Raw genomic sequence first — 14,843 nt, forward strand, 5'->3', positions numbered from 1 at the left:
CAACATGAGCAGAAAAGGATTGCCAGCAAAACAAGGTCTTTATGATCCACAGTTTGAGCATGATGCATGTGGTATCGGATTTGTTGCTAACATTAAGGGAAAGCCTTCCCATGAAATTGTTGGTCAAGCATTGAAAGTTCTCTGTAACCTGGATCACCGCGGTGGCCAGGGTAGTGAAAGCAACACTGGGGATGGTGCAGGCATATTGCTGCAAATTCCACATAGCTTTTTTAAAGCGGAATTTGCCCGTGAACATATCGAATTGCCTGAACCAGGGCAATATGGTGTGGGCATGGTGTTCCTTCCACAAGACGCAACTGCACGTACTGCCTGTGAGCAGATTCTTGAAGCGACCATAACGGAAATCGGGCAAAAGCTAATTGGTTGGAGAACGGTTCCTACGGACAATTCCTCTTTGGGGGATTCCGCCCAATCAGCAGAGCCGTTTGTTCGTCAAATTTTTATTGGGTCGGCTGTTCAGGGAGCGGATGAATTGACATTTGAGCGCAAGCTTTATGTCATTCGCAAGCTTACAGAAAATGCAGTTCGTTCCATTGAGGGTGGGGGATCCTTCTATTTCTCCAGCTTGTCGAACCGTACAATTGTTTACAAAGGCATGCTAACTCCCGAGCAAGTAGATAACTACTACCTGGAGCTGAAAAATCCGGCATTTGAAACGGCGATTGCTCTTGTTCATTCCCGGTTTAGTACGAATACATTCCCAAGCTGGGAGCGCGCACATCCTTATCGCTATATTATCCACAACGGCGAAATCAATACACTTCGCGGTAATGTGAACTGGATGCATGCACGTCAAGCCATGTGCGATACAGACTTGTTTGGTGACGATTTCAAAAAAATCCTTCCCATTATAGATACAGACGGTTCTGATTCGCAGATGTTTGATAACACGCTGGAATTTTTAAGGCTTTCTGGGCGTTCCTTGCCACACGCGGCGATGATGATGATTCCAGAGCCATGGTCCAAGCACCAAACGATGAGCGATGAGAAGAAAGCGTTCTACGAATACCACAGTTGCCTGATGGAGCCTTGGGATGGTCCGGCGGCTATTTCCTTCACGGATGGCCGGATGGTCGGTGCTATTTTGGACCGAAACGGACTACGTCCAGGGCGTTATTATATTACAAAGGATGACTTGATTGTTCTTGCCTCTGAAGTAGGCGTGCTTGATATTGCTCCTGAACGGATTGCGAGCAAGGAGCGTTTACAGCCTGGTCACATGCTGCTTATCGATACAGTAGCAGGGCGTATTATTTCGGATGAAGAGGTCAAAGCACCGATTATTTCGGAGCATCCTTACCGTGCTTGGCTCGATGAGCATTTGGTTTCTTTGGAGGACCTTCAAGAGGCAATTCACGTCCCAGAAACCGACCACGCAACCGTGCTGCAACGCCAGCAAGCATTTGGCTATACGTTTGAGAACATCCGTAAAGTGGTTGAGCCTATGGCCAAAACAGGCGTGGATCCACTGGGCTCCATGGGCTACGATGCCCCTCTTGCTGTGCTTTCAGACAGACCGCAATTGCTGTACAACTACTTCAAGCAGCTATTTGCGCAGGTGACGAACCCGCCGATTGACTCCAACTTTGAAGAAATCATTACGGCTCAAGGAACAACCGTTGGCCCTGAGCGCAACCTGATCCATCCAGAGCCTGAAAGCTGCCGCCAGATTCGTTTGGCTACACCAATTTTGACGAATGCAGAGCTTGCCAAGCTGCGTGAAATCAATCGGGATGGCTTTAAAACTGTTACTTTGCCTATATTGTTTGATCCTTTCGCAGGTGTGGAAGCTTTGGAGCAGGCAATGGATGCTTTATATGAAGCTGCCGACCAGTCCATAGCTGAAGGGGCGACTTTACTTATTTTGTCCGACCGAGGCGTAGATGCACAGCATGCCGCTATTCCTGCTTTGTTGGCTGTATCCGGCCTTCACCATCACTTGATCCGCACAGGCGCCCGTACCAAGGTAGGCTTGCTGCTGGAATCCGGCGAACCACGTGAGGTGCATCATTTTGCCTTACTGCTTGGTTACGGAATTAGCGCAATCAATCCTTATTTGGCACTGGAAACGCTGATCGATCTTGCCAACCAGAAGAAATTAAAAGACCTTCCGATAGAAAAGGCTCTCTACAATTACGTCAAGGCTTCCACCAAAGGCGTGGTTAAAGTATTGGCCAAAATGGGTATCTCTACGATCCAAAGCTACCGTGGCGCGCAAATTTTTGAAGCTGTCGGTCTGGATCAATCCGTTGTTGATAAATATTTCACTTGGACCTATACACCGGTTAGCGGCATCAAGATTGACGTGATTGCCCAAGAGGCAATCTTGCGCCATCAACGTGCATATTCCGAGCAAGAAGGACGCGACAATGCATTGGATACAGGCGGAGAGCTGCAATGGCGTAAAAACGCTGAGGAGCATATGTACAATCCTGAAACGATCCATGCCCTGCAGGCAGCGGTTAGAACGAATAATTATGATACCTATAAAAAATTCGCTGCGTTAATTCAAGACCAAGACGAGAAGTTTTTATCGCTTCGTGCCTTGTTCTCGTTTAAATCACAGCGGGAGGCAATCTCGATTGATGAGGTTGAATCGGCTGAATCGATATTCAAACGCTTTAAAACGGGTGCGATGTCCTATGGTTCCATCTCGAAGGAAGCACATGAGGACATGGGTATTGCCATGAACCGCATTGGCGGCAAATCGAATACCGGTGAGGGCGGTGAGCACCACGACCGTTTCATTCCAGATGAGAATGGCGATTCACGCCGCAGTGCGATCAAGCAGGTAGCCTCGGGACGCTTCGGTGTTACGAGCAACTATTTGGTCAATGCGGATGAAATTCAGATCAAAATGGCACAAGGCGCAAAGCCGGGCGAAGGTGGCCAGCTTCCGGGCACTAAGGTATACCCATGGGTTGCCGAGGTTCGTGGCGTAACACCAGGTGTAGGCTTAATTTCGCCGCCTCCGCATCATGATATTTATTCGATCGAGGATTTGGCAGAGCTGATCCATGATTTGAAAAATGCTAATCCACGCGCAAGAATCAGCGTTAAGCTTGTATCCGAGGTGGGTGTCGGCACAATTGCTGCAGGCGTAGCCAAAGGTAAAGCTGATGTAGTCTTGATCAGTGGCTATGATGGGGGTACAGGAGCTTCCCCACAAACAAGTATCCGCCATGCGGGCTTGCCTTGGGAGCTTGGACTTGCTGAAACGCACCAAACGTTGGTGTTGAACAACCTGAGAAGCCGGATTACCGTAGAAACAGACGGTAAGCTAATGACAGGACGCGATGTTGTTGTTGCTGCTTTGCTTGGTGCCGAGGAATTCGGGTTCGCTACAACTCCGCTTATTGCATTAGGCTGCATTATGATGAGGGTTTGCCATCTAGATACATGCCCAGTTGGCGTCGCTACTCAAAATCCGCGGTTACGCAAGAAATATACAGGCGATCCTGCGCATGTCGTGAATTTCATGAACTTCGTAGCTCAGGATGCGCGTGAACTGATGGCTGAGCTTGGCTTCCGTACAATTGAGGAAATGGTTGGCCATACCGAATATTTGGAAACGAAGCAAGCTATTGCCCATTGGAAAGCCAAAGGCATTGATTTGACTCCGCTCCTGCACAAACCGGATATGGGCGATGATGTTGGGCGTTTCTGCTCAATGGCACAAGACCATGGACTTGAAGCTTCGTTGGATATGAAGCATTTGCTAGAGGCTTGCGCCCCTGCATTGGAGCATAAGAAGCATGTGCATGTGAGCTTGCCAATCCGCAACGTAAACCGCGTTACCGGAACGATTCTCGGCAGTGAAGTGACTCGCCGTTATGGTCGTGAAGGCTTGCCTCATGATACCATCCGGCTGCACTTTAATGGCTCGGCTGGCCAAAGCTTCGGCGCTTTTGTACCGAAGGGCATCACGCTTTCGCTAGAAGGCGATGCCAATGACTACGTAGGCAAAGGTTTATCCGGCGGTAAAATTACCGTATTCCCTTCAGAGCTGTCCAGCTTTGTTGCCGAAGACAACATTATCATCGGGAATGTAGCCTTTTATGGGGCAACCGATGGGGATGCTTATATCCGCGGTATGGCTGGTGAACGTTTCTGCGTACGTAACTCAGGTGTCCGTGCGGTAGTCGAAGGCGTGGGCGACCATGGCTGCGAATATATGACAGGTGGACGTGTGGTTGTATTGGGTCCAACAGGACGCAACTTTGCTGCAGGGATGTCTGGTGGTATTGCTTATGTGCTTGATGAGCATGGCACCTTCAAGGACAACTGCAACCAGGAAATGGTGTACCTAGAGCAGGTTGAGGAAACCTTCGAAGCCGAAGAGCTGCGCAACATGATCCAGCGGCATGAAACCTTTACAGGAAGCCCAGTAGCTGACCGGATTTTGAAAAACTGGGAAGAAAATGTATGGAAATTCGTGAAGATTATTCCGAAGGACTACAAACGGATGTTTGAAGCGATTGAACGCGTAAAACGTTCCGGTCTTAGCCAGGAGGAAGCAATGCTCGTCGCTTTCGAAGAAAACATGAAAGATTTATCCCGCGTAGGCGGTAACTAATCGTTATTTATATATCAGCTTTGTAAGCTTTGGAGTTGGCTATCAGGATATAGAAGCAAGCACGTCGGTGAGCAGGTGATAAGCTCTAGCGACCGATGTTGGAAGAGTATGGATTAGCTGCCTTTGGGTAGTCTAGCTCTTTCAACGGCTGTTGCTCTATAAAATGACTAGCGACCCCAAGCTTTTAAACTAATAATAGAGCGCTTTCATTAAGTGGATAACACTTTCATCAAAAATCGGAGGTAAAAAGATGGGGAAACCAACCGGGTTTATCGAATATGAACGCCAGCTTCCAAGTGAAGCCTCTCCACTGCTGCGAATCAGTCACTGGAACGAATTCAGTGTTCCACTGAAGGAAGATGTGCTACAAACGCAAGGCGCCCGCTGTATGGACTGCGGGATTCCATTTTGCCATACGGGCAAATTAATTAGCGGTATGGCGGCTGGCTGCCCGGTCAATAATCTGATCCCTGAATGGAATGATCTCGTCTATCAAGGGCAATGGCGTGAAGCTTTGGAGCGCCTGCACAAAACGAACAATTTCCCAGAATTTACAGGCCGTGTCTGTCCGGCGCCTTGCGAAGGCTCCTGTACCGTGGGCTTGAGCGGATCCCCCGTCACCATCAAGAACATTGAAAAGTCGATAATCGATAAAGGTTTTGCGGAGGGCTGGGTTGTACCCGAGCCTCCGGCTGTTCGAACAGGCAAGAAGGTGGCGGTAGTCGGCTCTGGCCCTTCCGGGTTAGCATGTGCAGCACAATTAAATAAAGCAGGGCATACCGTAACCGTTTATGAGCGTGCCGATCGGGTCGGCGGACTCCTGATGTATGGGATCCCCAATATGAAGCTGGATAAAAAGTATGTACAGCGCAGGGTCGAGGTGCTCGAAGCCGAAGGCGTTACCTTCGTAACCAATACCGAGATCGGCAAAGATATTCCCGCTTCGCGGCTCAAGGAAGAGTTCGATGCGATTGTTTTATGCGGCGGGGCTACGTTAGGCCGCGACTTGAACATCGAGGGCCGTGAGTTGAACGGCGTCCATCTGGCGATGGAGTTCCTCTCCAAGAACACGAAAAGCCTGCTCGACTCCAAGCATGAGGACGGCCAATACATCTCTGCCGAAGGCAAGGATGTAATCGTTATCGGCGGTGGGGATACGGGTACGGACTGCGTGGGCACATCCATCCGCCATAAATGTAAAAGCGTTACCCAGTTCGAAATTATGCCGAGATCCCCAGAGCAACGGCCTGCCAACAACCCATGGCCGGAATGGCCCAAGGTGCTTAAGGTCGATTATGGGCAAGAAGAAGCGAAAGAATTGCAGGGTGAGGATCCACGTCATTATTTGATCAATACCAAGAAATTTGTTGGCGATGAATTCGGCAATGTGAAGGAATTACACACGGTCCTGATCGAATGGCAAATGGATCCACAGGGGCGTTTTGTACCTGTTGAGGTACCGGGCAGCGAAAAGGTGTACCCGGCACAGCTGGTCATGCTCGCGATGGGCTTCATGGGTCCAGAGGGCTCGGTGCTTGACCAACTGGGCGTGGAGAAGGATCCACGCTCCAATGCGAAGGCTGAGTATGGCAGCTATGCGACCAATGTAGCCGGCGTATTTGCCGCTGGTGACATGCGCCGCGGACAAAGCTTGGTGGTGTGGGCGATTAACGAAGGCCGTGAAGCTGCACGTGAGTGCGACCGGTTTTTGATGGGCTCCTCGAACCTGCCTTAAGTAAACACCGAAGTCAGCTGGCAAAAAGCACTGTCCTTTTCAATACCCCCCTTAAATGGCTGCTGGATTCGAATAATATCCTAAGCCAAGCTAAGTTTCAGGAATCTGGAGGGATCGGACAGATGTATTTGTCAACACCGATTACACCCATGAAGAACCTTGACGAGAATTGGATCCAATTAATGATTGCCGCTCGCAATATGGGTGTATCCAAAGAAGAAGTGCTACATTTCATTCGACAATTAAAGAAACAAAATAAGAGTCGACTTTAAAAGAGAAATAACACAGCAAGCGAAGTTTCGCTTACTGTGTTATTTTTTTGCTATACCATCTACAGTTTCATGAGAATATGATAAAATAAGAGAGAAACAAGGTCAGTCAGTCAGTATACAGAGTACAGGGGAGAAGCAGCTATGTTAGGCAAACGGGTCAAGGAACTGCGTGTGGAAAAAGGATTATCGTTATCAGAGCTAGCGGAAAAAGCCGGCGTAGCGAAATCATATCTAAGTTCAATTGAAAGGGATATCCAATCCAACCCTTCGATCCAATTTTTGGAGAAAATTTGTTTGGTGCTTGAAGTGCCTGTGGAAACTTTCCTGAACAATAAAACCACCCCCCATGAAAAGTTGGATGAGGAGTGGTTGGAGCTAGTTCGTGAAGCTATGGATTCGGGCGTTAGCAAGGATCAATTTCTAGAATTTCTTCAATATAATAGATGGCGAAAAGATCAGCAAAAGTAGCGAGGCGTTACTTTTGCTCCAGAGGCTGGCCAATTGCTTGAAAAGCCTGCTGCATAAGCTTGTAGCTTTCTTTAACCCGTTCGTTATAACTAACCTCGTTCCAAGGCTCCCACTTATATAGCGGCAGCTGGGATACGGGATACATTCCGCTTTTGCTGTCCAAGCCCGTAACGCTCAGATCCGAACGTTTCACGATCCATGGCACTAAACGAATACCCTCCGTAGTTTGGGCAAATAATTTGCCCTCTTTATCTCCGTGGCTGATAACCTGGAGCGAGCTTGGATCGGTGAAGCCCAGCAGCATCCAAGGGATTCTTATTTCGACAGTGTTGCCTTGCACCTGCCACATAGCCAACGAATTGTATTGTGGAGAATCCGGATTCGTCGAGCCACGGCGCAACGTGCCAACGGTTACCTCCTCGAACGGATTGTATTTCTTGGAGTCCGGGGGAGCCATCTCCAGTCCAACAGCTAGCTTCCAAGGATTAAATATACCTGAATCATCTGCGAATTCCTCTGGCTTCCAATCCTTCATCCCATACTGCTTACTGTATAACCTCGTATGCAGATCATAGTTGGAGGCAATTCGTACTTCTGCCTCACCCTCTTTTCCCAATACAATAAGTGTCTCTAGTCCTTCATCAAGTAATTTTCCGCCCAATTCCTTAGCATGCTTATTGCCGCCAGGTAGTGTATCCACCCCTAAATACAGCAGCTCTTGCTCTGGGTCAAAGGGCTGTTCGAGCTTTGCACTGATATATACATACGCTTCGTCATGGGTCATAGAAATGTCCTTCCAACCGTTGAAGGAGTAATCCAGCTTCTGTTTATCAGCTGATTTCAAAGCATCCCAATCCCGGACATCCCCATCGATATGCAAGGGACCATCCTTGGAAGCTTGCATCGCTAACAAGCCGAAATGCTGCTCATTGGTTAGCACATTATTCCATAGCTTGCGTCGAGCTGCTGGAATTTCAAAGTGCAACGTGTTCCAAGTGCGCTTGAACCATTCATCCTGCCAAGAGAATACGATGGCACCTGCTAGGCCCTCGCTGTAAATATCTTGTAAAAGGGCGGCATCAATACGCCCCTGATCCTGCTCATTATGACCGCCTTGATTACGATCCAGCGATCCTATATGGGCGACACCTAATGAAGAGGGAACCCCAAACTCGCTAATTATAATGGGCATGCCGGCATGGTGGGCCTTCAATTTACGAAGATAGCTTCTGTACGTGTTGGCCCTGCCATCAGGCTCTTTTACATCTTGAAGCGTTTCATCCAGACGGAAGAAGTCTGGATAATAGGGATATGCATGATAAGCCGCATAGTAGCCGGCGGACCAGTTGGTCATTAGAAGATGGTTAGCATCGACGCTTACCATATCCTCTTCAATCAGCACTTCACCGGGATGGGTGAGTGGATCGGTCGTCACCCAATTGGTGAAGGCAAGCGGGTGCTTCCATCCGAATTGGCTTTCCGTTTTAGCGAGATGGTCGAGCATTTCTGCCAGCCAGTTCTCGAATGGAGCCGCTTCAGGCTTGGCGGAAATGTAGGTACCGGCATAATTTTTTTTGTCCGTATGCTTGGCATTTGTATTTTTCACCATAGCTGGGTCCCATTCCGTTCCGATATGCCAGCCTACCAGGTAGGCTCCGGCATTAGATCGATAAACCCCGCTGGCTTTACCAAATTGCTCGGGAATATCAACGCTACCGTATACAGCGCCGACTGCATCGGCAATCTCCTTCTGGAAATGCGCATGGATGGTTTCAATATAAGCATCCTTTTGCTCGATCAGCTCTTCCTCTGGTGACCATACGCCTTGTATGAAATAGAGCGGATTATCCGCATGCTGTTGGTTGTATTCAACCAGTGCGTCGTAAAAGGCTGGCTTCAAAATCGTATACACACGTACGGTATTGGCACCCATCTCCTGAATCAAGCTGAACCAGGACAGATACTGTTCCTTCGAAATCGGTAAATCCCCTGGATCGTAGCCTGGAAGAGCGGCACCCATGTTGACCCCTTTAACGAAAAAGGGTGACCAGGTTTGATTATCATAGATTTCGAAATGATCCTGCTGAGTTCGGAATTTCGTCTGTGAGCCATCAGCCGCTTGAACGGTTTCGACTTGCTTCGCCGGCCAATAATGCCAGACGAGGTAGCCTATAGTGATAGCTAACAGGGTGCGGATTAGCCATTTAGCGTATACAGTTGTTTTTGCATCCATGATAGGTGTACTCCTTTACCTCGTTTATGCCAATACCAGCAACCGCCGAATTCGAGCCTCAAGCTCGATGGGCGAGAATGGTTTTGTGAGGACATCCGAAACACCCAGATCAAAGCATTTGGTAAACTCCTGCTCCAGCCCCATATCGGTTAGTACCATAATCTTGCATAGGTTTTTCAAAATATGTGATTGGCGAATGCGATGGATCAACTGGTAGCCATCAAGTGCAGGAAGATTGAGCTCTGTAATGACAAGATCCGGTGGTGTTTCATTGATTAAATCAAGCCCTTCGATTCCATCTTGGGCGGGTCGCACATCATACCCTTGATGGCCAAGCCGGGCAGAAAGGAAGTCGAGCATATCCGTATTTTGGTCAATCAACACAATGGAGGGCGTGGCTTGGGGATCCGCAGAAGGATGGAAAACTTGGATATCCTCGCTTTCCACAGCTTGCTCAGCGGTCATCGTGACCATTTCGGTAATAGCTTCCCTAGTAGGTTGGGCACTTTCAGGGAAGCTGGCTGTGGTTATTTTTCCAGTTAACAACCCAGCGTCCATTAAGAAATCTTTGGTTGAGAGTGAGAGAAAGTGTGTGTAGCCGAGTGGCTGGTCCGGTAATATAATGGCCAGCAAGGATTCGGATGGACCATAGCTTGTGAGGATAGCCAACTGGTCTTTTTCCATGCTTAGGCGCGTTTCCAAGTCCTGAAGCTCTATGGGACTAGCTTGGCTGATATGGGCCAGAATGAGTCCGCATTGCTTCTGGGTGGAGGCTTGCAGGGTTTCATTAACCTGTTGAAGCAGATATTGGGATAGGTCCGATTGGACGGTGTTTGTAACATGCATAAGAGAACACTCCTTTGATTGCTAATTAGGTGAATAAGGATATGGAAAAACTATATGTTATTTAGCAACAGGCAGATCGGCATGGAGGGCAGTCGGTTGGATAGCATCCTCTTTCCAGCTGCGGCGCACCATCGTACCCCAGTTATTGTTACGGCGCAAGTAATCGACATGGCCCTGCAGCTTCCAAAGCGCATTTAACTGGTCATAGCCTAGTGCCATAATGATCGAATAGCCAATAATTCGCCAAATATCCCATGTTTGTACACTGCGCTTGAAGGCAATTTCTTCAATGATAAGGGACCCCGTAGTGAATACTAAGCCGATAATCAGATTAATTCCTAGAAAAGCGAGCAATATCGGCAGCTGGGTCATATCCATCAGCACATAAGCGAGCAACGCAGCCAAGCCGGATAGCTTAATAAACGGGCTTAGTGTTTCATAAAGGATGGTATAAGGCATAGCCAGCCAACCGATTAGTTTATATTTGGGCACGAATAACAAGGATTTAAAATGGAGCATATTCCATATATTTCCCCTTATCCAGCGGCGGCGCTGAGCCCCAAGGACGTTCAGAGTATCTGGTGCTTGCGTCCAGCAAACGGCATCGGGGCAAAACAAGATCCTGTAGGGCAGCTCCTGTTGGAGCATATGGCGATGCAGCTTCATGACAATATTCATGTCCTCTCCAGGACAATCGGCTTCATATCCACCGACTTGAATCACATAGTCTTTACGGAATAAGCCAAAGGCACCTGATACAATCAACAAACCGTTTAAGGCACTCCAGCCTATGCGTGCACCCAGGAAGGCTCGCATATATTCTACATATTGCACAGCAGGCAGCCATTTATTGGACAAGTGATGCTTGGTGACACGCCCGTCTTGGATCGTACTGCCATTGGCGATCCGCACATTGCCGCCTATGGCGATATGCTGCTCTGGATTTTCCATATACAGCTGCACCAGGCGGATAAGCGCATCCTTCTCAAGCATAGAATCGGCATCAATGGTAGCTATTAATGGATATTGCGCCACATTGATGCCAGCATTCAGTGCATCAGCCTTGCCTCCGTTTGTTTTATGGATAACGACCAGCTTCGGGTATTGCGGATTGCGGTAGATTTCTTCTATAGGCTTGGATTTCAATAAGTTGCGGGTGCCCGTCAATCGGCATCGCTGTAACGCGAATTCGTTAATCAACACCTGCAGCGTCTGGTCCTTGGAGCCGTCGTTAATAATGATGACCTCATAGACGGGGAATTCTAGCGCCATTAAGGAATGGACATTATCAATGATGGTAAGCTCCTCATTATAGGAGGGCACAAGGATCGATACAGGAGGGACATGCACAGAACCGGACAACTCACGAAATCGCGAATACATCGTACTTTTGATCTGTGCAATCATTTTTTGTGACGAAAGTGCCATGATCATCAAATACAGCAGGCTGGAGCCGACGATCAGGAAAGTAATAACCAGCCCATAGTTTAGTAAAAATTCTCTCATTGGACACTCCCTTCTACGAACGGATTCGCAGTAGTTGATGAGGCTGGTTTACATAGGAGACGTTACATATTTTTTCATACATATGGGATAATTCATTGAAATATATGCGCTGTGTGATGTCTTGGGAAGCTAGTTCAGAAGCGATTTCCAATTGTTCATGAACAGCCTCGCTCGCTATGTTCAGATCTAGCGTATTCGGGGCAGCCATATGGGCCACACATAACGCCTGAAAACCGGGCAGCCCCAATTTGCCCAAGCTTTGGGCGCTGTTATGGCGAACCCACCAGTCAGGGTCTGTTAAAGCATCCTTTAATATAGGGATGAAATCCCCGCTAGGCTGCTCTCCGGCTACCTTCATAGCAGCAGCCCGAATCTCCCAATCGGAATGGGACATGAAGACCATTAAGGGCTCCGTTTGAAGCAGATGCGTGTATTCCAGAAGCAGCTTGGCTGCTTTAATCCGCACTTCTTTATGCTCCGACTGGACTAATAGGTCTAGAAAAGGAATAGCATCGTGCTCGTTATAGCCGGAGAGGCCGATTAATGCCAAAGTGATCAGGTCCACATCTTCGACCTGCAGCAGGTCCAAGTATAAAGGAAGAGGATTTAGGCTGGAGGAGCCGACGATATCGAGAATAAGATGATGGCTTTGGGGATGGTGCTTGGCCAGCCTAAGCACGAGCTTGCGCAGCTCTCCTGGCTGCTGTGTGCATTTGGCGGCGGCGCGCCCAATCACGAAGGCCGTAGAATCGTCGGTCTCGTGTTCAAGCAAGCGCAGCAATTCTCCGAAGCAATCCTTCGCCCGCATCACTCCGAGATGGTAGGCAGCATCTATACGCTCCCAATGCCTTAAGCTGTGCAGCCGTTGGCGTTCCCGTTCGACAAGGCCCATGTCGTAGCACAGCTGGCTAAGCTTATCGCGGTGTGAGCCTTCGAACATCTCGATCCATTCCAGCAGCTTTTGTTGGATAGCTACAAGCTCTCTAGTCTTTATTAGGCCAGGGGGAGGCAATAACGGCTCTGGATTATCGATATGGATACTCAGATATAGAAAATAATCTTTATGCTTATGCAAGTAATAGGCGGTATGGTGCTCTGATGAGCGGCTCTTAGCTCGAAGAATGAATAGAACGGCAAGCCCTCCAATAATAAGCGCGAGCAGTAGAGCTGTAATCATTAATATGGGCTTTATGGAATCTGGTAACAACATGCGTATCTCCTCCTGCCTTGCTTACTCTACTGTGACGCTTTTGGCCAAATTTCTGGGCTTATCGACATCATTGCCCCGAGCCAATGCCGTATAATAGGCAAGCAATTGCAAAGGAATAACGGATAGGGCCGGTGCTAGCAGTGCATCGGTACGAGGCACATAAATGACTTCATCGGCTGCCTTCGCAAGCTCAAGGTTACCTTCAAAAGCGATCCCAATCACATAAGCGCCCCGAGCTTTGACTTCCCGAATATTGCTGATGGTTTTTTCCAGTACATGCTCTTGGGTTGCCAGTGCAATGATCGGCGTACCTTCCTCAATTAAGGCTAACGATCCGTGCTTCATCTCACCGGCAGGGTATGCCTCGGAGTGAATGTAGGATATCTCTTTAAGCTTTAGGGAGGCTTCCATTGCCACCATATAATCAAGTCCACGGCCCATAAAGTATAAATCTTTAAAGGCTGCAATTTGCTCGGCAATCCTTTGGATCTGTGAGGTATTTGCTAATAAGCTTTGTACTTGCTCCGGAAGCTTATTTAACTTATCGATGAGTTCGGCTCGCAAAGATTGCTCTATAGAGCCCTTGCTCTGGCCTATGTAAAGCGCTAGTAAATAAAGGGCGATCAATTGGGAGGTATAAGCTTTAGTAGAAGCTACGGCAATCTCGGGCCCAGCCCAAGTCATCAGTTGGAAATCAGCTTCCCTAGATACCGAGCTGCCAACGACATTAGTAATACCTAATACTCGGGCACCGCTCAGCTTGGCCTGGGTTATCGCCGCTAAGGTATCTGCGGTTTCACCGGATTGGCTCACAGCGATAACGAGCGTTTTTTTGGTAATGATCGGTTGTCGGTACCTATATTCAGAAGCAACATCGACCTCTACAGGAATTCGGGTAAGCTGTTCAATAATGGTTTTGCCGACAAGGGCCGCATGATAGGCGGTTCCGCAACCGACGAGATGGATCTGTTCCATATCACGGATTTGCTCCAGTCCCATTAACATATCGGGAAATACGATGCTTTTGTCTTGTTCATCAATTCTTCCACCAAGCGTATCCCGATAGGCGCGTGGCTGCTCCTCGATTTCTTTCAGCATAAAATGGGCATACCCACTTTTCTCAGCCCTCATTAGATCCCAATCGATGTACAGCAGCTGCTTCGCAATGAAATTGCCCTCCAAAGTCATTAATTCAACACTGTCCTGTGTGATTACGGCCATTTCCCCGTCGCCTAATACATGAACGTTCCGAGTATGCTCCAATATGGCAGGAATATCGGAGCCTATGAAATTCTCGCCTTCACCAACACCGATTATTAGAGGGCTTGCCAAGCGAACAGCGATTAATTTGTCGGGTTCATGCTCAGACAAAACTACGATGGCATAAGCCCCTTTAATTCGGGCAACAGCTTGCTGGACGGCTTGGACTAAGCTGTCCTTGTAATAATGGGCAATCATATGCCCAATAACCTCGGAGTCCGTTTCGGATAGAAAATGGTGCCCGAGCTGCTCAAGCTCCTCTTTTAGCTGTAAATGATTCTCAATAATACCGTTGTGCACAACCGATATTTTCAAGCCATTGTCGGTGTGTGGATGAGAATTAACATCTGAGGGTTTGCCATGAGTTGCCCAACGGGTGTGGCCAATACCTGCACAACCAATTAGGGGTTGATCTGCCAGCCGTGACTCCAATTCGCCAACTCTTCCTTTAGCTTTACTAATATGAAGGCCTTCAGCCGTATGTACGGCAACCCCAGCTGAGTCGTAACCACGATACTCCAATTTTTTTAAACCTTCCAGCAGTATGAACTGTGAGTCTCTCTTTCCAATATATCCGACAATTCCACACATAATAATAGTTCCTCCTGTATCGGTAGCAGCTTGCCTACCAGGTTATTGTATGACCGCATCTACCATTACCCAAAATTCTTAATAACGAACAATAAATAGAATTATAACTTAAAAATCTGAAAAAC

Annotated in this window: 9 protein-coding genes; 4 read left to right on the forward strand and 5 right to left on the reverse strand. The window is 48.2% G+C overall.

Going from position 1 to position 14,843, the window contains the following annotated elements; all coding sequences use genetic code 11:
- Nucleotides 1-4: 4 nt before the first annotated feature.
- From gltB to G9U52_RS19035, 4 genes are all read left to right on the forward strand, one after another.
- Nucleotides 5-4,597 carry a glutamate synthase large subunit gene (gene gltB / locus G9U52_RS19020; RefSeq protein WP_166152207.1) on the forward strand — a complete coding sequence of 1,531 codons (4,593 nt, stop codon included), beginning with the start codon at nt 5-7 and terminating at the stop codon, nt 4,595-4,597.
- 250 nt (nt 4,598-4,847) lie between these two features.
- Entirely contained in the window at nt 4,848-6,332 is a 1,485-nt protein-coding gene (locus G9U52_RS19025; RefSeq protein WP_166152208.1) for a glutamate synthase subunit beta, read from the forward strand.
- Between the two features lie 122 nt (nt 6,333-6,454).
- On the forward strand, nt 6,455-6,604 hold the full coding sequence (locus G9U52_RS19030) for an anti-repressor SinI family protein (RefSeq protein WP_166152209.1): 150 nt from the start codon (nt 6,455-6,457) through the stop codon (nt 6,602-6,604).
- Between the two features lie 141 nt (nt 6,605-6,745).
- Nucleotides 6,746-7,072 carry a helix-turn-helix domain-containing protein gene (locus tag G9U52_RS19035; RefSeq protein WP_166152210.1) on the forward strand — a complete coding sequence of 109 codons (327 nt, stop codon included), beginning with the start codon at nt 6,746-6,748 and terminating at the stop codon, nt 7,070-7,072.
- A 7-nt stretch (nt 7,073-7,079) separates the two neighbouring features.
- Here G9U52_RS19035 and G9U52_RS19040 read toward each other — a convergent pair whose 3' ends face one another.
- From G9U52_RS19040 to glmS, 5 genes are read right to left on the reverse strand one after another with little or no spacing between them, the layout of a single operon-like run.
- Nucleotides 7,080-9,305 carry a glycoside hydrolase family 113 protein gene (locus tag G9U52_RS19040; protein ID WP_166152211.1) on the reverse strand — a complete coding sequence of 742 codons (2,226 nt, stop codon included), beginning with the start codon at nt 9,303-9,305 and terminating at the stop codon, nt 7,080-7,082.
- 24 nt (nt 9,306-9,329) lie between these two features.
- Nucleotides 9,330-10,151 carry a response regulator transcription factor gene (locus G9U52_RS19045; RefSeq protein WP_166152212.1) on the reverse strand — a complete coding sequence of 274 codons (822 nt, stop codon included), beginning with the start codon at nt 10,149-10,151 and terminating at the stop codon, nt 9,330-9,332.
- Between the two features lie 57 nt (nt 10,152-10,208).
- Nucleotides 10,209-11,657: a glycosyltransferase family 2 protein gene (locus G9U52_RS19050; protein WP_166152213.1), complete on the reverse strand. Its 1,449-nt coding sequence runs from the start codon at nt 11,655-11,657 to the stop codon at nt 10,209-10,211.
- Nucleotides 11,658-11,670: 13 nt separating this feature from the next.
- Entirely contained in the window at nt 11,671-12,867 is a 1,197-nt protein-coding gene (locus G9U52_RS19055) for a HEAT repeat domain-containing protein (RefSeq protein ID WP_166152214.1), read from the reverse strand.
- Nucleotides 12,868-12,888: 21 nt separating this feature from the next.
- A complete protein-coding gene (glmS, locus tag G9U52_RS19060) occupies nt 12,889-14,718 on the reverse strand; it encodes a glutamine--fructose-6-phosphate transaminase (isomerizing) (RefSeq protein ID WP_166152215.1) in 1,830 nt (609 codons plus the stop codon).
- Nucleotides 14,719-14,843 lie beyond the last annotated feature (125 nt).

Source organism: Paenibacillus agricola (assembly GCF_011440305.1).
Taxonomy (GTDB): Bacteria; Bacillota; Bacilli; order Paenibacillales; family NBRC-103111; genus Paenibacillus_S; species Paenibacillus_S agricola.